Source organism: Pseudoalteromonas xiamenensis, from assembly GCF_030994125.1.
GTDB classification, from domain to species: domain Bacteria; phylum Pseudomonadota; class Gammaproteobacteria; order Enterobacterales; family Alteromonadaceae; genus Pseudoalteromonas; species Pseudoalteromonas xiamenensis_B.
Genome location: NZ_CP099917.1, coordinates 2,259,072 through 2,282,569, shown reverse-complemented (window position 1 = coordinate 2,282,569; position 23,498 = coordinate 2,259,072). Strand labels below are relative to the sequence as shown.

At 45.7% G+C, this 23,498-nt stretch carries 23 protein-coding genes; 12 read left to right on the top strand and 11 right to left on the bottom strand.

Annotation, left to right across the window (positions count from 1 at the left end):
• Positions 1-8 precede the first annotated feature (8 nt).
• Positions 9-419: a hypothetical protein gene (locus NI389_RS10625; protein ID WP_308359846.1), complete on the top strand. Its 411-nt coding sequence runs from the start codon at positions 9-11 to the stop codon at positions 417-419.
• Between the two features lie 32 nt (positions 420-451).
• Here NI389_RS10625 and NI389_RS10620 read toward each other — a convergent pair whose 3' ends face one another.
• The 6 genes from NI389_RS10620 to fabR all read right to left on the bottom strand — a co-directional run bounded on the left by NI389_RS10620 (position 452) and on the right by fabR (position 6,884).
• Entirely contained in the window at positions 452-1,042 is a 591-nt protein-coding gene (locus NI389_RS10620) for a hypothetical protein (protein ID WP_308359845.1), read from the bottom strand.
• 94 nt (positions 1,043-1,136) lie between these two features.
• The gene (gene leuD / locus NI389_RS10615; protein ID WP_308359843.1) at positions 1,137-1,754 is read right to left on the bottom strand and encodes a 3-isopropylmalate dehydratase small subunit; all 618 of its coding nucleotides are present in this window, start codon (positions 1,752-1,754) and stop codon (positions 1,137-1,139) included.
• The gene (gene leuC / locus NI389_RS10610; protein WP_308359841.1) at positions 1,751-3,154 is read right to left on the bottom strand and encodes a 3-isopropylmalate dehydratase large subunit; all 1,404 of its coding nucleotides are present in this window, start codon (positions 3,152-3,154) and stop codon (positions 1,751-1,753) included. Before leuC ends, leuD begins: the two co-directional genes overlap by 4 nt.
• Before the next feature lie 29 nt (positions 3,155-3,183).
• Entirely contained in the window at positions 3,184-4,263 is a 1,080-nt protein-coding gene (leuB, locus tag NI389_RS10605; protein ID WP_308359840.1) for a 3-isopropylmalate dehydrogenase, read from the bottom strand.
• Entirely contained in the window at positions 4,260-5,807 is a 1,548-nt protein-coding gene (gene leuA / locus NI389_RS10600) for a 2-isopropylmalate synthase (protein WP_308359839.1), read from the bottom strand. Before leuA ends, leuB begins: the two co-directional genes overlap by 4 nt.
• A gap of 471 nt (positions 5,808-6,278) precedes the next feature.
• On the bottom strand, positions 6,279-6,884 hold the full coding sequence (gene fabR, locus NI389_RS10595) for an HTH-type transcriptional repressor FabR (RefSeq protein ID WP_208842022.1): 606 nt from the start codon (positions 6,882-6,884) through the stop codon (positions 6,279-6,281).
• A 395-nt stretch (positions 6,885-7,279) separates the two neighbouring features.
• On the opposite strand from fabR, the gene NI389_RS10590 reads away from it, so the two are divergent.
• The 6 genes from NI389_RS10590 to NI389_RS10565 all read left to right on the top strand — a co-directional run bounded on the left by NI389_RS10590 (position 7,280) and on the right by NI389_RS10565 (position 15,142).
• Positions 7,280-8,407, top strand: a complete 1,128-nt coding sequence (locus tag NI389_RS10590; protein WP_308359838.1) for an acyl-CoA desaturase — start codon at positions 7,280-7,282, stop codon at positions 8,405-8,407.
• A 40-nt stretch (positions 8,408-8,447) separates the two neighbouring features.
• A complete protein-coding gene (sthA, locus tag NI389_RS10585; protein ID WP_308359836.1) occupies positions 8,448-9,893 on the top strand; it encodes a Si-specific NAD(P)(+) transhydrogenase in 1,446 nt (481 codons plus the stop codon).
• A gap of 287 nt (positions 9,894-10,180) precedes the next feature.
• The gene (locus NI389_RS10580) at positions 10,181-11,695 is read left to right on the top strand and encodes a helix-turn-helix domain-containing protein (protein ID WP_308359834.1); all 1,515 of its coding nucleotides are present in this window, start codon (positions 10,181-10,183) and stop codon (positions 11,693-11,695) included.
• Between the two features lie 127 nt (positions 11,696-11,822).
• Positions 11,823-12,977, top strand: a complete 1,155-nt coding sequence (locus NI389_RS10575) for a DcaP family trimeric outer membrane transporter (protein ID WP_308359833.1) — start codon at positions 11,823-11,825, stop codon at positions 12,975-12,977.
• 14 nt (positions 12,978-12,991) lie between these two features.
• Positions 12,992-13,837, top strand: coding sequence for a substrate-binding periplasmic protein (locus NI389_RS10570; RefSeq protein WP_308359832.1), 846 nt, complete (start codon positions 12,992-12,994; stop codon positions 13,835-13,837).
• A 3-nt stretch (positions 13,838-13,840) separates the two neighbouring features.
• Positions 13,841-15,142 carry a dicarboxylate/amino acid:cation symporter gene (locus tag NI389_RS10565; protein ID WP_308359830.1) on the top strand — a complete coding sequence of 434 codons (1,302 nt, stop codon included), beginning with the start codon at positions 13,841-13,843 and terminating at the stop codon, positions 15,140-15,142.
• On the opposite strand, the gene NI389_RS10560 is transcribed toward NI389_RS10565, so the two are convergent.
• Positions 15,139-16,320 carry an MFS transporter gene (locus tag NI389_RS10560; protein WP_308359828.1) on the bottom strand — a complete coding sequence of 394 codons (1,182 nt, stop codon included), beginning with the start codon at positions 16,318-16,320 and terminating at the stop codon, positions 15,139-15,141. The two genes, NI389_RS10565 and NI389_RS10560, sit on opposite strands and share 4 nt — an antisense overlap.
• Before the next feature lie 74 nt (positions 16,321-16,394).
• Here NI389_RS10560 and NI389_RS10555 point away from each other — a divergent pair, with 74 nt between their 5' ends.
• The 5 genes from NI389_RS10555 to NI389_RS10535 all read left to right on the top strand — a co-directional run bounded on the left by NI389_RS10555 (position 16,395) and on the right by NI389_RS10535 (position 18,936).
• Complete coding sequence (locus tag NI389_RS10555; protein ID WP_308359827.1) at positions 16,395-16,700, top strand: hypothetical protein; 306 nt, start codon at positions 16,395-16,397, stop codon at positions 16,698-16,700.
• A gap of 35 nt (positions 16,701-16,735) precedes the next feature.
• On the top strand, positions 16,736-17,215 hold the full coding sequence (locus NI389_RS10550) for a helix-turn-helix domain-containing protein (protein ID WP_308359825.1): 480 nt from the start codon (positions 16,736-16,738) through the stop codon (positions 17,213-17,215).
• 131 nt (positions 17,216-17,346) lie between these two features.
• Positions 17,347-17,829, top strand: coding sequence for a DUF2589 domain-containing protein (locus NI389_RS10545; RefSeq protein WP_308359823.1), 483 nt, complete (start codon positions 17,347-17,349; stop codon positions 17,827-17,829).
• 112 nt (positions 17,830-17,941) lie between these two features.
• Positions 17,942-18,538 (top strand): DUF2589 domain-containing protein, encoded by a 597-nt coding sequence (locus NI389_RS10540; protein WP_208842015.1) that lies wholly within the window; start codon positions 17,942-17,944, stop codon positions 18,536-18,538.
• A gap of 44 nt (positions 18,539-18,582) precedes the next feature.
• Entirely contained in the window at positions 18,583-18,936 is a 354-nt protein-coding gene (locus NI389_RS10535; protein ID WP_308359821.1) for a hypothetical protein, read from the top strand.
• 512 nt (positions 18,937-19,448) lie between these two features.
• Here the strand turns inward: NI389_RS10535 and NI389_RS10530 are convergent.
• The 4 genes from NI389_RS10530 to hemE all read right to left on the bottom strand — a co-directional run bounded on the left by NI389_RS10530 (position 19,449) and on the right by hemE (position 23,284).
• Positions 19,449-20,561: a hypothetical protein gene (locus NI389_RS10530; RefSeq protein WP_308359819.1), complete on the bottom strand. Its 1,113-nt coding sequence runs from the start codon at positions 20,559-20,561 to the stop codon at positions 19,449-19,451.
• Complete coding sequence (locus NI389_RS10525; protein WP_308359817.1) at positions 20,551-21,384, bottom strand: lamin tail domain-containing protein; 834 nt, start codon at positions 21,382-21,384, stop codon at positions 20,551-20,553. Before NI389_RS10525 ends, NI389_RS10530 begins: the two co-directional genes overlap by 11 nt.
• The gene (locus tag NI389_RS10520) at positions 21,381-22,034 is read right to left on the bottom strand and encodes a glycoside hydrolase family 19 protein (RefSeq protein WP_308359816.1); all 654 of its coding nucleotides are present in this window, start codon (positions 22,032-22,034) and stop codon (positions 21,381-21,383) included. Before NI389_RS10520 ends, NI389_RS10525 begins: the two co-directional genes overlap by 4 nt.
• Positions 22,035-22,216: 182 nt before the next feature.
• Positions 22,217-23,284 carry a uroporphyrinogen decarboxylase gene (gene hemE / locus NI389_RS10515; protein ID WP_208842009.1) on the bottom strand — a complete coding sequence of 356 codons (1,068 nt, stop codon included), beginning with the start codon at positions 23,282-23,284 and terminating at the stop codon, positions 22,217-22,219.
• Positions 23,285-23,498 lie beyond the last annotated feature (214 nt).

Genomic DNA, 23,498 nt, shown 5'->3' with positions numbered 1-23,498 from the left:
GGAACATCATGCCTTTCAATAAACGCCTATTTGCGCTCACAACCATTCTCATTCTAGCGGGATGTTCTTCAACGCCCGTGCCTTTGGGGCAAGCCGAACGCCTATATGATTTTGATCATCAAGTTCATTATACTCAGACTCGCTATTCTGACGAGAGTTTCCTTGTCAGTATTGATAGCGACAGTTATGCCCATTTTCAACAACAAAGTACCTTTTTATTGCGCCATGCAGAACGTCTTTGTCAAGCTAACGACCCTGTTCTGACTATCAAAAACGGCATTCAAGATTTTGACCGTTTTCCTAAAAAGATCCGGCCATTTCAGCCGAACTTACTCGTATGGATACGCTGTGAAAAGCCGAAACCACTCTCAATCTACATGCTGAAAAACACTGGCGATACGTCAACGGCCAAACCGTAATTGGCCGAAGCGCTAATATCTTCGACGGATAACTAATCTTCGTAACCCCACGGTGCAGAAGGCGTCTTTATTGGCTGAGATAAGTCAAAGTCCACACGAAACTCTCTTCCTTCACGGATCAATCGATAGCTGAATGTTGTATCGTACACATACATTTGCCAAATGTTTGTTATAGACTGTGCCATACCAAGCCGAGCAAATAACGCTTTAGAGTATTGATCGGCTGGGAACGATTGAACTTGATCAAAACCGGCATCAAGCGTATGGCCACCGTACATCGTGGACACATCATCACTGCCATCTTGGTGGCGATGATCGTGTTTTAAACTAAGACCACTACCCGTTTTGGTGACAATCCAAGTACGAGATGCGTCGTCACCAACATGAAATGGGATCTGTAGCTCTTTCTCGTTACAACGGCGCACGTGCATCACTAATTTAGCTTTATCAAACTTGCTCGGGCCTTGGTTATCGACCACCACTTTACCTTGAAAAGCCTTACCACACAGCGCTGATAAGCGATTGAAGAAAGCATCATGGGTTGGAATTGAAACTAAAGGTGCGGGACGTGCCAACGCTGAGACGCTACTCAGCAACAAACTCAATGCAACTAGGCTTTTCATTCATAGTACCTAAAACAACAAAAGCCAAAGGGTAAATGCCCTTTGGCCTTTTTAATATTAGAATGCGATTAATGAACGCGGATAAGCGCTCAGTTTAAGCGTGATGCCATGCTTCTTGCCAAGGTCGCTCTTTTGCAAGGTTGGCTTCGTAGGCATCAATGGCGGCATTTAGTTGTTCAGTCTCGCCGATAAAATCTAGACCACTGAGTAGACGCGCTTTAATATCCGGCCGGACATCAAAATGAATTGCCTCAAAGTCCGACGAGTGGATCAATTGATTTTCCAGATCAATTTCAATGTGCACTCGTTCGTTCGCTTCACACACCGCAAACAGTGCATCTAACGTCGCGGCGGGTAACGCAACGCACAACATTTGATTGTTACCACAGTTGTTGAAGAAAATATCCGCAAAGCTTTCAGCCAAAATCACGTTAAAGCCGTATTGTTTTAGCGCCCAAGGCGCGTGTTCACGAGAAGAACCACAGCCAAAATTATCGCGCGTTAACAAAACACTCGCCCCTTGATATTGAGGGAAGTTCAACACAAACGCCGGATCAGGTTGACCATTATCAAGGTAACGCCAATCGTAAAACAATGCGGCATCAAAACCATCACGACTCGTCGAAGTCAAAAATTGCTTGGGAATAATTTGGTCCGTATCCACATTGTTTTTATCAAGCGGTGCAACTAACCCGTGGTGATAGATGCTCATACTGCTTCTCCTCGAATATCCGTAAAGTGACCCGCAATCGCGGCTGCCGCGGCCATTGCCGGACTCACTAGATGCGTTCGTCCGCCTCGCCCTTGGCGACCTTCAAAATTGCGGTTAGATGTAGATGCGCAGCGCTTACCTGAGCCCAAACGGTCATCATTCATCGCCAGACACATTGAACACCCAGGCTCACGCCATTCGAAACCTGCGGCCACGAAAATGTCTGCTAACCCTTCTTGTTCCGCTTGCTGCTTCACTAAACCAGACCCAGGCACCACCAAGGCTTCCACCCCTTCAGCAACTTTTTTACCTTTCACGATTTCCGCCGCTGCCCGTAAGTCTTCGATACGACTGTTTGTACATGAACCGATAAACACAGTGTCGACTTTTGCATCACTGAGTTTCTGACCCGCTTCTAGCCCCATGTATTTCAACGCCGAGCGCATCGCTTCAGCTTTGATTAAATCAGGTTCAACATCTGGGTTTGGCACTAACTCGTCAATGCCTATCACTTGCTCTGGACTGGTGCCCCACGTGACTTGCGGTTGAATTTCATCGGCATGTAAGGTCACTGTGTGGTCAAACGCCGCGCCTTCATCGGTACACAACGTTTGCCAATACGCAACGGCTTTGCTGAAGTCCTCTCCTTTCGGTGCAAATTGACGGCCTTCCAAATAAGCAAAGGTGACTTCATCCGGCGCAATCAAACCGGCTTTGGCGCCCATTTCAATGCTCATATTACAAAGCGTCATTCGCGCTTCCATTGACAGCGCTTCAATTGCAGTGCCACAGAACTCAGCAACATACCCCGTGCCACCAGCTGTGCCCAGCTTACCAATGACGGCAAGAATTAAGTCCTTCGCCGTCACTGTCGGGCGAAGCGTGCCGTTTACTTCAATTTTTAATGATTTGGCTTTCTTCTGTTGCAATGTTTGGGTGGCTAAGACGTGTTCAACTTCAGAAGTACCAATACCGTGCGCCAACGCACCAAACGCACCATGCGTTGATGTGTGGCTGTCACCACAGACAATGATCGTTCCAGGTAATGTGACACCAAGCTCAGGCCCCATGACGTGAACAATGCCTTGATTGATTGAATCAAGGTCGTACAACGTGACCCCGAACTCTTCACAGTTTTTAGCCAGTGCCAACAACTGATTACGAGATACTTCACTTGCCGCATCCAATGAACGGCTTTTCGTTGAAACGTTATGGTCCATCGTCGCGAAAGTTTTTTCTGGACAACGAACTTTGCGACCTTGCTCACGCAATCCCGCAAAAGCTTGCGGTGAAGTCACCTCATGGACTAAATGACGGTCAATATAAAGTAAATCCGTTTGCGCATTTATTTTCTCAACCACATGCGCTTGCCAAATTTTATCGTAAAGTGTTTGTGCCACTTGCTACATCCTTAAATTCTGGTGAGAAATTACGCGATTCGCTGCACGATTGCTTGCGCAACGTCTAACGTCGTATAACCTGCATTTGGATAAATATCCGGTGTGCCGACACCCGCGGCCACGGCTTCAGCTACTGCTTTTTCAATACAACGAGCCGCTTCATCTTGACCAAGCGAGTAACGCAGCATCAGCGCTGCACTGAGAATTTGCGCAATCGGATTTGCAATTCCCTTACCCGCGATATCTGGCGCAGAGCCGCCAGCAGGTTCATACAAGCCAAAGCCAGATTGATTGACGCTCGCGGATGGTAATAAGCCCATAGAGCCGGTGATCATGGCGCATTCATCCGATAATATGTCACCAAATAAGTTATCGCACAGCAGCACATCAAACTGGCTAGGTTGTTTCACCAACTGCATAGCTGCGTTATCAATGTAAATATGCGAAAGCGTGACATCAGGGTAGTCTTTACTGACTTCAACGACGACTTCTCGCCAAAGCACGCTGGATGCTAAGACGTTGGCTTTATCCACTGAAGTGACGTGATTGCTGCGTAGACGCGCCGCCTCAAAGGCAAAACGTGCAATACGCTCTATTTCTGCTCGAGAATAACGTTGCGTGTCAAAAGCAACTTCTTCAGCCCCTTCGCCTGAGCGCCCCTTCTCACCAAAGTAGATACCACCGGTGAGTTCACGCACGCACAGAATATCGAACCCTTTCGCACTAATATCCGCACGCAATGGTGATGCGGCACTTAATGCGGGTAACAATTGAGCCGGACGCAAATTACAAAAAAGACCAAAGTGCTTACGTAGAGGTAATAACGATGCACGTTCAGGTTGCTGATGAGGTGGAAGATGCTCCCACTTTGGACCGCCAACCGAGCCAAATAATATGGCATCTGCTGCTTCACACGCTTTCAGCGTGACGTCAGGCAGCGCTTCACCATGCGCGTCAATGGCCGCACCGCCAACCAATTGGTGTTGCATCGTCAAATGGAAATTAAATTTTTGACTTACCGCATCGAGCACTTGCTCCGCTGCCGCCATAACTTCTGGACCGATCCCATCACCTGGTAAAACGGCTACTTGATAACTTGGTTGGCTCATCCTGCTTTCCTTTGTTGCTTTAAATCAGATACTTGTTGTGCACGGTAAATTAAGTTGTACACGCGAATTAAGGCTCTTACCGACGCTTCCACGATATCAGCCGCAAGGCCAGCACCATGATATTGACGTCCATCGTACTTGGCGATGATGTCGACTTGACCTAAAGAGCTTGCCCCTTGTCCTGTCGCATCTAAGTTATATTCAATGATCTCGACTTCCATACCTGTAACACGCTCAATGGCTAGGAACGACGCTTCAACAGGCCCATTACCCGTCGCAGCTTCTTGGCTGGCTACGCCACCGATGGTCATGCCGATAGTTGCACTTGCCACAGACTGTGAATTCGACGTTGAGTTCACAAACTGCAGTTGGTAATGTTCATCCTTATCGTTGATTTGATTAAAATAAATCATCGCTTCAAGGTCGTAGTCGTATACGGTTCCTTTTTGATCGGCAAGCGCTAGGAAGCTCTCGTACAAGCTGTCCATATCATAGTCGCCTTTTTGATACCCAAGCTCTTCCAAGCGATGTTCAATCACATGGCGACCTGAACGTGAGGTCATATTCAATTGATTGCTTGGTACACCAACGCTTTCTGGCGACATGATTTCATAGGTATTTTGTGCTTTTAACACGCCATCTTGGTGAATGCCTGAGCTGTGGGCAAACGCATTCTCACCCACAATGGCTTTATTCGGTTGAACTGGCATATTGCAGATTTTAGACACTTGACGTGACGCACGGTAAATTTCTTCACTGCGAATGCCGGTATGCACTTTCAAATGGTCTTGGCGCATTTTGATGATCATCGCAATTTCTTCTAATGAACAATTGCCAGCACGTTCACCAATGCCATTGATAGTGCACTCGATTTGTCTCGCTCCCGCTTGAACGGCCGCGATAGAATTCGCAACAGCAAGGCCTAAATCATTGTGGCAATGAACACTCAAACGCGCCTTGTCGATATTCGGCACATTATTTCGTAAGTGATAGATCATTGCAGCGTATTCATCCGGCGTGACGTATCCAACCGTGTCAGGCAAGTTAATCGTCGAAGCACCAGCATTAATCGCGGCTTCCACTATTCGACATAAATGGTCGTGTGGCGTTCTACCCGCATCTTCACACGAAAACTCAACATCATCGGTGTATTGGCGTGCCAATTTGATGGATTTCACCGCCATCTCTGTGGCATCGGCCAAGCTCATTCGCAATTTATGCTCAAGGTGCAACGGACTCGTCGCGATAAACGTGTGAATACGACCTTGCTCAGCAGGACGAAGCGCTTCACCACAGGCTTCAATGTCTTTTGCAACCGCACGTGCCAATCCACAAATTACAGGACCTTTAACCTCTGTCGCAATGCGTTGCACAGCACGAAAATCTGCAGGACTCGAGACCGGAAAACCCACTTCCATTACGTCGACGTTCAAGCGGCTGATAGCATGAGCGAGTTGCAGCTTGTCAGTTTCCGTTAGACTCGCTTTTAACGCCTGTTCGCCGTCTCGTAATGTCGTGTCAAAAATCCAAACCTTGTCCTGCATATCTGTTTCCTCATTCCCAAAAATAAAAAACCCCCGCTAGTGCGGGGGTAAAAAAGTGGTTACTTAATGCGCAACTACGCCCCGCTCCTGCACCTTGGCAGAATCAGATTGAGGAGTAGTGACAATAAAGTGAACATTTGCATTAAAAGTATACCTGTCGATGAATTAGTCATTTTGTACCATGGACAAGGAAACCGGATCAAGCATAAAAATTTCAACCCACCCACACAAAACAATCAAGAAAAAGCCATAAAATACAAATTTAAATGAGTTATTGGATTATAAATGCAAAATAACAAAACCATGGTCAATGACAAGCCAAAATGAAGGGAATATGGGATAGAAAAATTTTTTATCAAAAAGTGTAAATAAACGCGCGTCTATCGTCGTCACGTCAGCCAATGGGTTATTGTGTGCCGCAGTGTAAGTGTAACAACGCTTTTTGCTTTAAGTAGTGTGTAAGAATGAATGTTACAATGACCCGTAGTGACCCGCACCACGCGCGATGTAACGTAGTTGCCAAATCAATCGTTCAGTAAGCTCTTTTCGTTGCGCTTGGTCTTGATCAAGTGCTTCAGCGCCAGAACTAAAGACCAGAGTGACCATCGCCTCCGCTTGAATATAAGCGTGGAGCGATTCGCAGTGCGTTTCGCTTTCTAAGTAGTGAGCTAATTCTAAGATAAAATGTTGGATCTCTCTTGCCACCGCCGCGCGAAATGCTTTCGAGGTACCTGAACGTTCGCGCAAAAGCAGCCGAAATTGGTTACTTGAGGTATCGATAAATTCCATAAACGTATTTACTGACGTTTGAATAACACTTCCACCATTGGCAATTCGACGGCGCGCTTGACGCATTAACTGACGAAGCGTTAAGCCAGCCTCATCCACCATCGTTAAACCCAACTCGTTCATGTCTTTAAAATGTCGATAAAACGACGTTGGTGCAATACCCGCTTCTCTGGCCACTTCACGCAAACTCAAATTGGAAAAACTGTGCTCCGCACTTAACTGGTTAAACGCAGCTTCAATTAGTGCTTCACGCGTTTTTTGTTTTTGTTGAGCACGAATGCCAGACATGACGTTCTCCAAGTGAAAAAGACCGAAAGCGTTCTTCTGTTGTCGTAAATAGGAAAGAATGACTGCTTTGCCAATGTGCCTTGGCAAAACAGACAAATTAAAACAAAGCTCGCTGAACGATACAAGTAATACCTTATTTATCCTGAAAATAGCCGATGACCGAACAACGCCCCCAAGTTAAACACCGCAGTTAAGTAAAATTATGCCATCGCTATTTTCATGTTCTAGACTCAACGTAAGAGGTGAGGTTTAGCTTGCCCTTATTTTGTTACGTCACCAGCATTTCCTAAGCTGCGATAGATCAAATTATTGCCAAAATACGTTCCCTTAACATTGACTCATAGCTGGTTTGCGACTATTTTAGCGTACAGTTGTACGCTGAGATTTTAAAAGTCATGAAAAATCCCCCTTTAATTTGGAAGAATATTCTCTTTTTTAGTTTGTCGTTTTTAGCGGCAGTAACCCTTGTGCCGTGGTATGGATTCGAATACGGATACACCGCTGCGAACTGGATTGCCTTTGTTGTCTGTATGTTTTATGCCGGTCTGTCTATCACTGCAGGTTACCACCGCTTATGGGCACATAAAGCGTACGATGCCCACCCCGTCGTACAGGTTGTTTTTGCGCTTGGTGGTGCATTTGCACTGCAAAACAGTGCGTTGCATTGGAGTTCTGATCATCGCGTACACCATGGTCATGTTGATGACGTAGAAAAAGATCCTTATGCCGCCACCAAAGGATTCTGGTTTAGCCATATCGGTTGGATGTTGCGTGACTATCAAGGGGAAAGTTATGGCGATTACAGCAACGCGAGAGACTTACAGAAAAACAACGTCGTCATGTGGCAACACCGTCATTATATGAAATTAGTCTTATTGACGAACATTGGTATTCCCGTCTTACTAGGGCTGTTGTTCGGCGATTTTGTAGGCATGCTGTTGTTGTGTGGTGTACTTCGGTTGGTATTAAGTCAACATTTTACTTTCTTTATCAACTCGCTCGCTCACATTTGGGGTTCGCGTCCTTACACGGAAAAGAATACCGCGCGCGACAATGGCTTCTTAGCGCTATTTACCTATGGCGAGGGATACCACAATTTCCACCACATTTTCGCCAGTGATTATCGTAACGGCATTAGATGGTATCACTATGATCCGACAAAATGGATTATTCGTGCCATGGCAATGTTAGGTCTTGCAAGCAAACTTAAACGCACACCGGTTGAACGCATTGAGAAAGCCAAAGCCGAAACCTTGCTTAATCGCACTCAAGGTCGTCTTGCAAAATTGCCTTTAGCGCAAGATAAGCTTACATTGTTACACCAAGAGTATGAATTACTTCTGAAAAAATTGCAGACCTTCTGTGCTTTGCAAAAACAAATTTTAGAAGTGAAGAAAAATGCCATGTTAGCGCAATGCGATAAACATGCTTTACTAAAACAATATCAAGAGCTCGAACAGGCTTGGCAGACACAAAAGCAAGCTTGGCTCGCGCTTAACGCGAGGCTTCTGAAGGCCGCTTAAGCCTTTGGTCACAGCCTCAAATTAGAAGTAAGGAGAGGCTGTGGCAAAAACCAACCCAGCGACAGCAACATCTGTCGAAACACCAAAACCAGCATTCCAGTACGACGCTATCATCATCGGCACAGGCCCTGGTGGTGAAGGCGCGGCAATGAATTTATCCAAACGCAATAAACGCGTCGCCGTGGTTGAACGCCTTCAAGCGGTAGGTGGAGGTTGCGTGCATTGGGGTACAATTCCATCGAAAGCTCTGCGCCACTCAGTTAGTCGTTTTATTGAATTTAAAGCCAGTCCATTTTATCGGATCTCTGAACGTAACCAGCGTATGACGTTTTCAGATATCCTCAATCATGCCAGCGACGTAATAGGCAAACAAGCCAGCTTGCGCTCTAGCTTTTATGAACGTAATCGCATCACGTTATTTCAAGGTGATGCCAGTTTTATCGACCGTTATACCGTAAAAATCACACACCCAGATGGCACGTTTGAATTGGTCACCGCACCGATTGTGGTGATTGCCACAGGCTCTAGACCATATCGTCCAAAAGAAATTGATTTTAACCATCCTCGCGTCTACGACAGCGATACTATTTTAAGTCTCAAAACAGATCCACAACGCATAATGATTTACGGTGCTGGTGTCATTGGCTGTGAATATGCGTCAATCTTTAAAGGCCTTGGGGCCAAAGTCGATTTGATAAACACTCGTGAACGTCTGTTAGCCTTTATGGACGATGAAATCTCTGACGCACTGAGTTACCACTTTTGGAACAATGGTATTGTTATTCGCCACAATGAAGAGTTTGATCGCGTTGAAACACGGGAAGATTGCGTCATTTTACATTTGCGTTCGGGTAAAAAAGTCAAAGCGGATTGCTTGCTGTTTGCCAATGGACGTACAGGCAACACGGATTCGCTAAACCTTGCTGCGGTAGGTCTAAAAGCGGATGGACGTGGTCAATTGAAAGTGAATCAAGCCTACCAAACCGAGATTGATAACATTTACGCGGTTGGCGATGTCATTGGTTACCCCAGCTTGGCCAGTGCAGCCTTTGATCAGGGCCGTATTGCCGCAGATGCCATTATTCGCGGCAATAAAGATGAAAAGCTCATCATCGATATTCCAACGGGGATATACACCATTCCAGAGATGAGTTCCGTTGGAAAAACAGAGCAAGAACTGACTGCGGCTAAAATACCCTACGAAGTTGGGCGTGCGCAATTCAAACATTTGGCCCGAGCGCAAATCACGGGCACGGAAGTGGGTAGCCTAAAAATATTGTTCCATGCAGATACCAAAGAAATTCTCGGTGTGCATTGTTTTGGTGAGCGTGCGTCCGAAATTATCCATATCGGCCAAGCCATTATGGAGCAGAAAAATGGCGGTAACAATGTCGAGTATTTCGTCAACACGACGTTTAACTATCCAACCATGGCTGAAGCCTATCGTGTTGCGGCATTAAACGGCTTAAATCGTTTATGTGACTAATACCAAGCTTTAGCAAGCGCGCGGCGATCGCACATCCGATTATTTCACTAAGGCAGGTTCCCTGCCTTTTTTATTACTCAAAAGTTAACCAATTGTAATACATTGTAATCATTTATCCGTTGATTTCCCCGATACCCAGCTTCGTCTATTCAGTAATTTGAACGCCAAGGCAACCCGTTCACCTTGAAAAGTAATTAATTACTTACTCAGATAGCAATCATTTAAGGCAAGTAAATTGCTTGCAGTAAGGAAAAACATAACAAGGTGAGCTTACTTTGGAGTCATACATGGATATTCGCTCACAATCACTATCAGCTTCTACTTTTCAATCTTCTGCAACGCCAGAATTGACGATAGAACTCACGAAATATTTACATCAACAACTGACCCCGATTGCGTCAGATTCACTTACCATTGAAGTCGCGGAGGACAATCACAAACAGCTGGTCTATGGTCACTCTTTGAGTGCCATTAACCAACCGATATGCAGCTTTCCGATTATGTATCAACGCAGACAAGTGGGCGCATTAAATCTCTTTCGCCGACAGGTGATCAAATCACTGTCACAAGAGCACCTGCACCAAATTTCCAAAGCAGTCGCTTTTCTTATCCAGCGTAACAGCACCCACCATCGGTGTGACAAGCAGCTTGGCCGCACTCTGCCCCTAATTGGTTTTAGTGATGCTATTTTTCAGCTCGATAGCCAAATAGAACGTGCGGCAAGCGCCAGATACCCCGTTATTGTGCAAGGCGAAAGTGGCTGTGAGAAGCTCAACGTCGCGTGTGCTGTCCATTTCAACGACCCGTCAAGACAAGGCGCGTTTATCGAGCTAGACTGCCAATTATTCCTAAATGACATCGCATCGTTTTTATCTCGTTTTCAAGATTCTGTGCGAAGAGCTCGCTGTGGCTCCTTGCTGCTCAGTCATATTGATCAACTCCCTTACAGTGCTCAGTTGCAACTCGCAGATATGATGACCGACTGTTCTGACGACCATGACGCCTGTGGCTTAAGAGACGTTCGCGTGATGGTCAGTACTTCACATTCCTTATCCCAACTCACTCGGGATGGACGTTTTTCCGCTGCGTTATTTGCACGGTTGGACTTCCTGACTTTAGTGGTGCCACCACTGCGAGATAGACCAAATGACCTTGCTGAGATTATTGAACGAATGATAGAACAGCACAAATTGTTTGACGATCAGTATGTTGAACCACTTGCTAAGCACTTTTTGTGTAAATATCAGTGGCCGGGTAACTACTCCGAGCTCGAGAAAACGTTAGTTCAACTCCTCACATTTTCCAAACAAAATCCAGTATCCATTGACGATTTAAATGTGCTTACTCCACACATTCTCGGCGCACCAAAGTTAACTGAGCCATCGCCTGTTCAGTCAAATCAACACCGCAAGCTAAAACTGCAATCGCAATGCGTGCAGTTATTACATCGAGAAGACTACGAGACGTTTAGTCATCTTCATCCTGGACTCGCCAAAGCACTTAAATATATTGGTGAGCATTGGCAACAGGACTTGTCATTAACCAACGTAGCAAGTAATGCTTTCGTCAGCCCATCACATCTTTCGTACCTGTTCAAAAAGAATTTAGATCGCAGTTTCAAACAAATTTTGACGGAATTACGGATCGAAAAAGCAAAATCTAAAATTGAAGCCAATCCTCACATTCGTATCACCGATTTGTGTCTGGATGTCGGTTTTGGTGACCTAAGTCATTTCGAGAAAGTGTTTCGTCGTTACACCAACGAAACGCCTCGTGAGTATAAAAAACGCTTTCATCTCTAGCCAGCAAACTGCTGGCTTTTTTTGCTGCAAAACCATGCTTTTTAACTACTTTTAGCTACCTTATCCCGATTTATAATCCGAGTGTTCTTTTACGCTAGTGTTGCCCAACTCTACATAAGGAGACATCATGTTGGCAACAAAACAACCCCGCTTGGCGCTCACTAAGTGCCAATTCGCTTTGCTGGCCTTAGTTCATATGCCCGTGCTTGCCGCCAGTGATTTTTCGATTCCCATTTCGGTATCAGGCACGCTCAAAGCCGATGCCATCTACGACTTGTCCGGACTACGTGGCGACCGAATGGATTACCTAGCAACGCAAGCTGGAAGTGATTCACCCTACAGTCGATTTCATATGCGAGAAAGTCGACTGAAAGTGCAATGGCAAGACGCTCAACATAACGTATCTGGTGTCATTGAAGGCGACTTTTTTGCCAATGGCACGCATTCAAGCAGCAGTATAGAACGAATTGCAAATGGCGATACGGGCCGTTTGCGCCACGCGTACCTTTCCAGCAATCAATGGTTAATTGGCCAAACGTGGTCAAATTTTGTGGATGCCCGTAGTTTTCCTGAAACCTTAGATTTCTCAAATGATACAGGCCAAGCATTTGTGCGCCAAACGCAAATTCGTTACAACCAACCTTGGCGCCAATTCATCTTTTCAGCCTCCCTCGAAAACCCCGAATCTGACGTCATTAACGAAAGCGGCCTACAAACCGATTCCTCGGATAGCTTGCCCGACGCAACGTTGCGCCTACTTCAGCAACACGGTAAAGGCCATTGGTCGATTCAAGTTATTCTGCGCCAACTGTCTGTGACGCAAAATAACCAAGCCTATAAGGCACTTGGGGGTGCTGCTGCGGTATCTGGCCGCTGGTATTTCAACGAAGCCACGCATATTCGCTGGCACTTTACCTGCGGCAAAGGATTGGGTCGCTATTTACAAGAAGCCAGTGGCTACGCGGCGATATTTGATGGTCAAACCCTCAGCACAATAACGAGCAAAGGTGGTTATCTCGCGCTGCAACATCATTGGCACCCGACACTACGCAGTAACGTGAGTATTGGCGCACTCAGCATTGATTTGCCTAACGAGCTTCAGGACAACCAACGTCTAAATACGTTGCTTTCAAGTCACATTAATACCATTTGGAAATCCTCGAGCGTCCTGGAGTTCGGCTTGGAATGGTCGTGGTTTGAGCGCGCACAATACGATCAGCCAACGGTGACACAGCACCTTCATGGTTCTCGCCTACAGGCCTCGATGAAATACCAATTCTAAACAAGGAGTCGAAAATGAACACCTGCCTACGCTTATGGTTTGCGCTGTGTCTAAGCTTTTTTATGTTGGCTGCGCAGGCGAAAAACACACTACAAAACAGCATCGAGCCCATTTTACAACGAGGCGAACTCCGTATCGCGATGTACCAGCACGACACTCCGCCTTTCTATTTCACTCAAGACAACACGCTGACCGGCTTAGATGTCGAGCTGATGCAAGGCTTTGCCAACCACTTAGGCATTCCAGCACGCTTCTTACGCCAAGCAAGGACGTTAAATGAGGCTATCCAAATGGTCGAAGAGGGGAAAGCAGACATTGCCATCTGCAAGCTGTCCATCACCTTTAATCGCGCGCAAAAAGTCCTTTTTACCAAACCTTATATTCGGTTGCGCAAGGCGTTGCTTATCAACCGCGTACTACTGCAAAAACAACAAGGTAAACGGTCCAAATATGAAGCGATACAAACCTTGGAAGGGAAGCTCGCAGTGATTGGTAATTCTTCTTACGAAGATTACGCAAAACAACGCTTTGTTCATATGGAGATAGTGCCCTACCCAACATGGCAGGACGCGGTCAACGCCGTACGCCAGCAACAGGTGGTTGCAGCCTTTAGAGATGAAGTGGAAATCAAAAAGGTGATCGTGGATAACAATAACGATGCCGTCAACGTCATGACCGTTGTGCTCGACAATGACTTTGATAACAAAGGTATCGCCGTTTCGCGAGAGGCGGGTTACTTGAAGTACCTGCTGGAGCTGTACATGGACAACCTAAACTTAGAATTAACTGCCAACAGAGTGTTATTTGATTACCCAAAATTAATTGAACACATTCATCGTAACCAACTAAAGGAAGACTAAATCATGCCTAAGATCCCTTTTAATTTGCAATGGCTACGTTCGAGCTGGACGGTCTTTTTTGGTGCGCTAGTTGGTATTTACATTGGCCTATATGACACCCAATACCTCTCTATCGTTGCGCCGTTAGGTCAGTTTTACCTCGATGTGCTGACCATGTGTATTTTACCTATTCTGCTTACTGCTATCTCACTCAGTATTGGTCGCCTCTTAAAACAAGCAAATAGTCAATGGTTGCTGCTGCGGCTATCGTTGGTCTTTTTTGCCTGTTTATTGGGCGCCAGCACGCTTGGCGCACTCGCTGGTGCGATTTTTACCCCTGGCAGCCAATTAGATACCGAATCGCTGAAAGCGATTGGACAAATTATTCAAGACTTTTCAAATGCCGATCTGGTTGTGGATTTACATACGCCTTATGAGGCACCTCCTGAACAGTCCATGCTTCAGGCATTTCTGTTTAGCTTAGTGCCCGCCAATATTTTTTCCGCACTCAGTCATGGATATACCGTGAAAGTGTTGTTCTTTGCATTGCTGTTTGGTTTTGCCATTGGTGCAATTCGCCAACAAGCCTCTGACCATTTGTGTCTGTCATTTGAAGGTATTTATGCTGCGTTTACAAAAATAGTGCAATGGATGATGTACCTGTTTCCATTTGGTTTGTGTGGTCTGCTTGCCAGTACTTTGTCTAAGATTGGTGGAGAAGCATTGGTCGCGATGATCAAGTTTGTGCCCGTCGTGATACTCGCCTTTATTTCATGGTTTATGATCGTCTACGCGTTGATGTGTTGGCGATTAAAACATTGGGTTATGCCGTTTACGGCGCTAAAAGAACCGATGACGATTTCGCTTGGCACAGCTAACACTATGGCCAGTTTACCGAGTGCATTAAAATCCATGCATGAACAATTTGGTTATGACAAACAAAGTGTGGATCTACTTATTCCACTTACCTTCAATCTGTGCCGTATTGGTCCGACACTTTATTTTGCCCTCGCAACGATGTTTGTTATCCAAATCTACAATGTGGATCTGACGTTCGGTGTGTTTATGGTAGTGGTTCTGGGCTCCTTGCTTGCAGGCACTGCAACGGCGGGGTCATCGGGCGTTTCAATGCTAACGATGTTGAGCTTGGTCTCGGGACCGCTCGGTTTGCCATTGGATGCAGTGCTGATTCTGTTTGTAGTGGTTGATCCTATTATTGCACCATTTAGAGTGATGGCCATCGTACATAGCGCCTGTGCAATTGTGACCTGGGTGCTACCGAAACCGGCGCACCCTATCCAAACACCTCTTGTCGCTACACATTAGCAACTTGCGGCTTGAGTCAATTGTCGCTTAGCCAGATGGCGATTGATCATTTGGCTAAGCGACAGCGAACATGCGGCCAGCGCTGCACCAAAGTAAAACACCAATGCATTGTCGTACAACCACACAATACCGAATGCCGCAGGGATCACAACCGCAGCAATGTGATTGATGGTAAAACTCACTCCCGCTGTTGCAGCAATGTCCTCAGGCTCCGCAATTTTCTGAAAATAGGTTTTCAGTGCAATCGCCATAGCGAAGAACACATGGTCAACGACATACAGCGCAGCGGCCAATTCACTGGATTCCACCAGCGCATAGCCAATAAAGACTAGGATCAAACCACTGTATTCAATCGTGAGCGCGCGTTGTTCGCCAATCCGACTGATCATCAGCCCAATTTTAGGGGCTAGAAAGATGTTAATGACGTGGTTGAGCATGTACAACGTCGTAATTTGAGCAACATCAAAACCGAACTTTTCCACCATCAAGAAACCCGCAAACACCATAAAAATTTGTCGACGGGCTCCCGAAAAGAACGTTAACAAGTAGTACAAGGTGTATTCTTTTCTCAAGATAAGCTTTTTATGCTGAGTTGTCTTTTGTGGAAAATAGGGGTGTGACAACGTCAAATACGCGGTCAATAACAAACCGAATCCACCAATGATCATATACATCGCGGTATACCCTAAGGTGAACCAGCTAAATCCCGCCCACACAAACGCAAACGTTACAAGCGACGCCATCGACTTGATAGACAACAATTTGCCCAACTTTTCTGGCGCTTCGTCTTTACTAAACCATTGTAAACTAAGCGACTGGTTTAACGTTTCGAAGTAATGAAATCCCACTGACATCAATACGGTGGTCGCATACAGGCCATAAACGGTGGGAAACAAACCCGTAATCGCAACGCCGATTGAAATCAGACATAAGCTGATCAGCGCAAACGTTTGCTCTTTTAGAACCAACAACACAAATATGGCCGTAAACGCAAGGAATCCAGGTATCTCACGTAACGATTGCAACATACCGATATTCGCCCCATTAAATGACGCGGTTTCGATAGCAAAGTTATTGAGCATCGCATTCCAGCCAGAAAAGGTGACCGCCATGATTATGGTGGACAACACTAAAAAGCTAAATGGAGAACACCACGCTTTGGTATTCGACTTTGACATCCTATCCCTCTGATAAATTGATTAAGCACAGGAGATAGTTTACGCTGCTATATAAGTGACCAATATGACTAAATATGACAAATAATTTATCAGATCGGACAAATGTGACATGGCAATCGGTCCCTGCTCGCTTTCGCCGCCTTGAGCTTGATAGACCGCTTTTCCCAAGACCAACGACGATGCCACCGTTTGAGCACATTCCATTGCATGCACACCCCTTTGGTCAACTGGCTTACATTAGCCAAGGTGTGCTCACGATGGTGACCGAACAAGGCACGTTCGTCATTCCCCCCAACAAGCTTTGTGGATCCCGCCTCAAGTCGCTCACGAAAGTTATTGCCGCTACGGTGGTGCATTTCGGAGCGTTTACGTTAATTTAGAGTTTTGTGAAGCGCTGGGCGATACCGCGTATACCATGGATGTCGATGAGCTGTTACGGGCGATGATTTTAGAAGTGTGTCGTTGGCCGACGGATTATGATCTCGACGACTCAAAAAAACGATTCATTCAAGTATTCATTGACCGAGTGCTTAGCGCACCCAAAAATGCATTTTTCTTTGCCCATGCCAGTGATCCACGCTTAACATTGATTGTTAGTGAATTGCACAGTAACCCATCATGCCAACGTACTTTAGAGCAATGGGGCGATTTGGTCGGGGCATCTAGTCGGACCCTCAACCGCTTATTCCACAAGCATTTCGATATGAGTTTTCGCGATTGGAAACAAAAATATCGAGCGCTGCGCGCCATCGAACTATTAAGCGCAGGCCTATCTCAACAAACCGTGGCAAATCAGTTGGGCTTTGAGTCTTCCGCCTCGTTCAATCACGCCTTTAAGAAAGTCTTTTCACAATCTCCAGGTCACTACGTGAAACAACGTTCACTGCGCACCTAACGGCAATCTTCGCTGGATTGACTTAGTTCTCCCGCTAAATCCCCGCAACCTCAGACTATATCACCGATTGCCGCCGCCTTCATTTCTCTATCATGGGTTTACTAACACGACCCAACTACATTGAGGAAATCATGGCGGGACAAACCTTAACACTGCAAACTTTAGTTGAAGCCATCATGGGCTCCATTTCCGAAGCGCAAGATCAAATTGAGCGGCAAACGCTGCAAAACATTTATGAATGGTTTGACGAAGACGGTCGACCAAAAATGATTTCATTTCGCGTACCCGCTTTTGGACCAGAAGCGGATAAAAAGCGCGCGAACGGTGAAACACCAGAGCGGGAGCTGCATGTACCACTCATTACACTCACTCAGAATAATCCGATAAAAATCAAAAAGCTCACCTCTAAGTTCGATATCAGCCTCAATGGTGTCGAAAGTTTAGAAGCGCAAGAAAATGCGGAAGGCAAATTGAAAAAAATTCTCTCCACCGATTTGTTCTCTCGAGCGGGGAAAAAAGGCGAACGAACCGCCAGTATGGAAATTGAATTTGAGGCAGGCGAAGCAACTGAAGCGTACCTCAAATTGCAAAATGAACTCTTGAAACTGTTTTAAACCCAGTCCGCCTTCGCAATTTCGTGAAGTGCTGACAGGCAACTGAACACTCTTCATGGCGTTTCGAAGATGGGATGGAAACCCCTCAACTCATAACAACTAAGGAGATATTATGAGTGAATTAGTAAAAATGTCAGATCAATTTGGTGGCTTACCAATGGACCAACTGATTGGCGGTCCTTTGTCAGCAGCATGTGATGCACAAGTTTCACTCGCTAAAGCAACCTCTGACTTTATCGAAACCGTTGGCTTTGAAAATGGCAAAGTACGTATGGTGCCATTTAGCTTCGAAAAGCCGGAGCAAATTCAACAACCAGATGGCTCGGTAAAAATTGAAAGCACGGCATATGAAATCAAAGTACCGTTCATTTCTATCGTGTCAGTACCGACACTGCAAGTCACAGAAGTCGATGTGAACTTCATGATGGAAGTGAAATCGTCATTCAGTGAGCAAACGAAGGACGATCGCCAAGCATCGTTCGAAGCTGAAGCCTCAGGCCGCATTGGACCATTTAGCGTTCGCGTTAAATGCCAAGGCTCGATTTCTTCAAGCAAAGAAACTCAGCGTAAATCAGACAACTCTGCAAAATACGATGTTACCGTGAAAGCTCGCCAAACAGGTACGCCTGAAGGTCTGTCTCGCGTACTCGATATTCTGCAACAGTCGATTGCGCCGGTGCCTGCGGCATCAGAGCCAAAAGCGGCATAACTGTTGATGGCCTCAATTGAGGCCATTCTTTTTGGGAGAAATTCATGTTTGGACAAGTCGCACAGCATACATTCGATATAACGGATGTCGGACACATTGAACGCATTGTCGTCGGGACGGTTGAACCCGACAAGATTCCAACCGAACAAGAAAACGCGAATAAAATGGCGTTGATTAACCGTTGCCTTACCGAGTTTCCAAAGGGGCGGATCATCGGCACAGAGCGCAGTTTCAGCCTTGTCCGAATAGGTGAACACCAAGTCGTGCTTGAATGTGTCGCTTACCACATTGGCTTCAAAAAACGTCCGTTGTGGATGATTGAAGAGCAAGCCACAAAGCAAGACTTCAAAGTCGATCAGAGTAAATTGGATGAAATTATCGCTGCGCATTCCCAATAGATGCGCAGCGTTTAAGATCTGACCAAATATCCTTCTACTGACCACACCGTGCCATTAACCCCACATCAACCTGCGCACAACCCACGGAGTAGCTAAAGTTCTCGACGAACACCTCCATTAACTCTTTGCCTCGACGCCACTCGCCTATCGGCACTTTAGTCCCGTCTTGGTGTTGAAAGTGAAAGAAGTGTTTGCTTCGTCTATTTCTTAGACGCCGTTTAAGAACTTCCACCTCGAAAACTACTCGCTCATACACTGTTTTACTGACACGTTTTCCACGCAAACCACTCGTTGTGACCACTGACGAAAGTTGCGGGGTTCTAAACAGACTGCAGCTGAACCGACACCACTTGGAATAAGTAAAAAGCGTTTGGAAACTTGTTTAATCTGTTCTTTACATGTCACTAATTTGTATATACAAGCTTAAATTACGCATTAAATACAAGTAATTAAGCCTGACTCATGGAAGTGACGCGGTGTATCAATGAAAAGAGAAGCAGCGCCGCTGCTTCTTAAGGTTTAGTCGTAGGAGAATTATCGTTTCGGCTCAAACTGCGTTTTACGTTGTCGATGAGTTTATCCATAATGGCAAAGAGAATATCAACGTTGTAGCCCATTAAAAAAGCCAGAGCCATGGGGGATAAAGAGGCAAGCCCGTTTACTTCATCGGGTTTCAAAAACCATCCAATGATCATACCGCCCAGCGCACCGAGCGTTAAACGTAGTCGAAATCGAATTTCACTGTCGAACGAATAAGTGAGTGCTTTAATTTCGCGCAACAAGTCACGCAAAATAAAGATAAACGCCCCCAAGAGTCCGTAAAGTAAAGGTAAAATATAACCCTGCAACACTTTTAGAACGGATTCAGCAAAGAGCATATGCTCAAACAATAATTGCCGTGCGGCGAAACGGCTTTGTTCCAATTTCAGCGCTTCGATGGCCTCGCTACTCGCGGTTTGTCTTTGCAATGCCCGAGCTCGCGTTGCGAAAGCATCTTCATCGTCCGGTAGAATTGAGTGTGATAGTGGTACTCCGAGCGTCCAAAGTCGATTCCAGTTGGCGAGTAATTTATAATTTGCATCGAATTGTTGCTCCGTCATGGCAATTTTATCGGCCAGGCGCTCAACCACATCGAGACGATTTGCAACCTGCTTCGCTTGGCTGAGCTCCATTTTTAGTTGCTGTTTTTGTTCGTCTAAATGCAACAGGTTGGCATTCAAAGCGTGTCCAAACAAATAGCATACTTGCACCATTAACAAGCCAATAAGTGCGCACATCGTTCCCCGCCGATACCAAATCACCGCTTGTTCTGCTCGAGTGCGTTTTCGCTGTGGTTTTGTGCTTTTAGGGTCTATGATGGGAATAATTGCATGGATACTATCGACCGTCACTGGATGCACACTTTTTGCTAGCTGGTCGTAACACATCAAAAACTGGGTTTCGTCTTCAGCACTCCAAATACCCGCTTGCATTTTGTGCTTCGCTTTAACTATCACTTGTGCCACAGATTCATCTATCGAAACGTGTCCATTACGAGCAATGTAGGTCAACAAGCGTTGACCATCATTGATCACCTTTTCCATTTCTGGTGTAAGTGTTAACTTACTTCTATCTTCAATAAGCATAACAGTACACCATGTCTCCATGTGCAGTATGTAGCTGAGCTTCATCCCCTTTGTTATGCCAAATTGCGCGAGGACTTTGAAAACTGTGTCCGCCCGTACTTGCGTCAAAGTGATTGGTGTATACGCGACACGTCGCGAATGGGGCAAGCTTACTGCGCTTAGCGAATACAAACACTTGCCTGCCTCTTACCGAGCTTAAACGCCACCCTGATAAGTCCACCCAATGCGGTGAGTTATTCATTAATTCGACAAATTCATCGGCTTCGGTGTATTTCTCTTGTCCGTCATAGGAAAGATAATTAATGACAATAAAATTCGTCGCTTCACGTTCATACACCCAGCTACTGACGCAAATACCTCGGTTGTCTCTGAGCTCTAACTTGTCGCCACTCACCGAAAGCAATCGACCGCGATGATGGAATGACAAAGGAGCATAACGCTGAACGTCCACTCGAATTGACTCCCCAGGCTGCAGATGCGTCTGTGGAGGAAAAACAAAAGGTCGAGCTAAGTTCGAGATCAGCGTCCATTGACTCAAATCCACAATGGCAGGGCCATGATTAGTCAGCACGATGTATTCCTCTTCACCGTATTCAACTTGGCTAATTTTCAATTGATACCCAGAGCACAACTCATAACACGCTTGCCACCAGCTATGTAAAGGCGATAGCAATATGCCATTTTGCTCTGCTTGCTGGTGCAACGTTTCAGCGCCTTTGGTTACTTGTGCGTTCAACTGCGTCCAAATGGTCATTTTTTCGCTGTGGGAAGACAGAGACTGATGTAAGTGCTCAACACGTTCTGGATTGAAGGTCTCATTCATAGGTTAAACTCCTTTGCGAATACCGCTTTAGCGCGGTCTAAATACGCTTTTCGCTCTTCTAATCCGTGAAGTCCACCGTTGATACGCCGCGTGATATGCAGGATATCGTCTTCATCGGCGAACGTGTTCAAGCGCTTAGACTGCCAATACCAACATGCCGAAAGCACACAAATATTCAGATCTTCTGCTACTCGTTCAGGTTCTGAGACCAGATTTTCTCCAAGCCATTGACCGCAGCGCAGATAATTTTCACGACCTGTTAATTGAATTAAACCTCGCCCACGAAAACGCCATCCATCACCGGATGCTTCTGTGCCATTTCCCATACGACTAGCATAGATACGGTTTGCGATAGCTTCCGGCTTACGGGCATAACTCTCAGCAATCACCAGATTGGGAAAGTATTTGGCGAATAAATTTCTCAATGCCGTTGCACTGTAATTAAGGTTTTCGGAACGATGTCGAAACCCGCCGCTTTCATGTGCTACTTGCGCAAGAAAATGCGCAATGCGCAGTGGGGTGTTAATGGAAAAACGTGAAAAGTGATTGTTTAGAGGGTCTACAAATGGGTGCAATATGGACGCGGATGTGGTTGGGACAATTTGACAAATTGAGTCGCAATCGACCGCTAGCGAGATATTGTTTTGCATAACAAACTCCTTTTTCGAATAGGAATTTGATTGTGGCTCGCTCTAAAATCGACTTCTCGGGGGGTTATAGGAAAGAATAAGGCAGATCAACGAGTGTGATCTGCCTTTGAACATCATACGACTAGTCGATACGTGCTGAACCCTTTGCGAGAAGGGCCAACCGAAACAACTATTTGCACACCTTAGTCTTGGTGATATTGACGACTAAACTCATGAACCGCATTGATAAATACCCCTGCGTTTTCTGGATCGACGTCTGGAGTAATACCATGCCCTAAATTGAATACATGACCTGTGCCATGACCAAAACCAGCAAGAATGTTCTGCACTTCTTCACGAATACGATCATGCGTACCATGTAGCATTGCTGGGTCCATGTTACCTTGTAGAGCAACTTTTTCACCCACGCGACGACGAGCATCCGCAATATCAATTGTCCAATCTAAACCGATTGCATCGCAGCCAGTTGCCGCAATCTTCTCAATCCATTGACCGCCATTTTTGGTAAATAGCGTGACCGGTACTTTACGACCATCGTTTTCACGAATAAGACCATCGACGATTTTGTGCATGTATTGCAGTGAGAACTCATTGTAATCACGTGGACTTAGTACACCACCCCATGAGTCAAAAACCATCACCGATTGAGCACCAGCTTTAATTTGCGCATTGAGGTAGTCAATCACCGAATCAGCCAACTTATCTAACAGTAAGTGCAAGGTCTTTGGTTCAGCAAACGCCATCTTTTTAATTTTACCAAACGTTTTGCTGCTACCACCTTCAACCATGTACGTCGCTAACGTCCAAGGAGAACCCGAGAAGCCAATTAACGGAACTTCCCCTTTCAATTCACGGCGGATAGTGCTCACCGCATTCATGACGTAGCCAAGTTCGTCAGTTGGGTCTAAACGAGGGATCGCTTGAACATCAGCTAGGCTATTAATCGGTCTTTCAAAACGAGGACCTTCGCCTGTCTCAAAATACAGACCTAAGCCCATTGCATCTGGAATGGTCAAAATATCGCTGAATAAGATTGCAGCATCGAGCGGATAACGACGTAATGGTTGCAATGTTACTTCACACGCCAACTCTGCATTTTTACAAAGACTCATGAAATCACCCGCTTGCGCACGTGTTGCACGGTATTCTGGTAGATAACGCCCAGCTTGACGCATCATCCAAACCGGTGTCACGTCAACAGGTTGCTTTAACAGCGCACGTAAATAACGATCGTTTTTCAATTCGCTCATGGCGTAGGTGATCCCTTGTACAAATGAATTGGCGAGAATTGTATCACCATCTGCCCATTGGCTCTATGTTTTAGTCATTGGGGTCGTAAATTTGACGCGCCTTTAATGATCTAGATTAAATTTAGTTTCTTCAAACACTTAAAAATAATTTTGCAAACGTAATATTAAACTATTTGCAACATCGAAAATTCCTTGGTATAAATTTGTCCGCGTT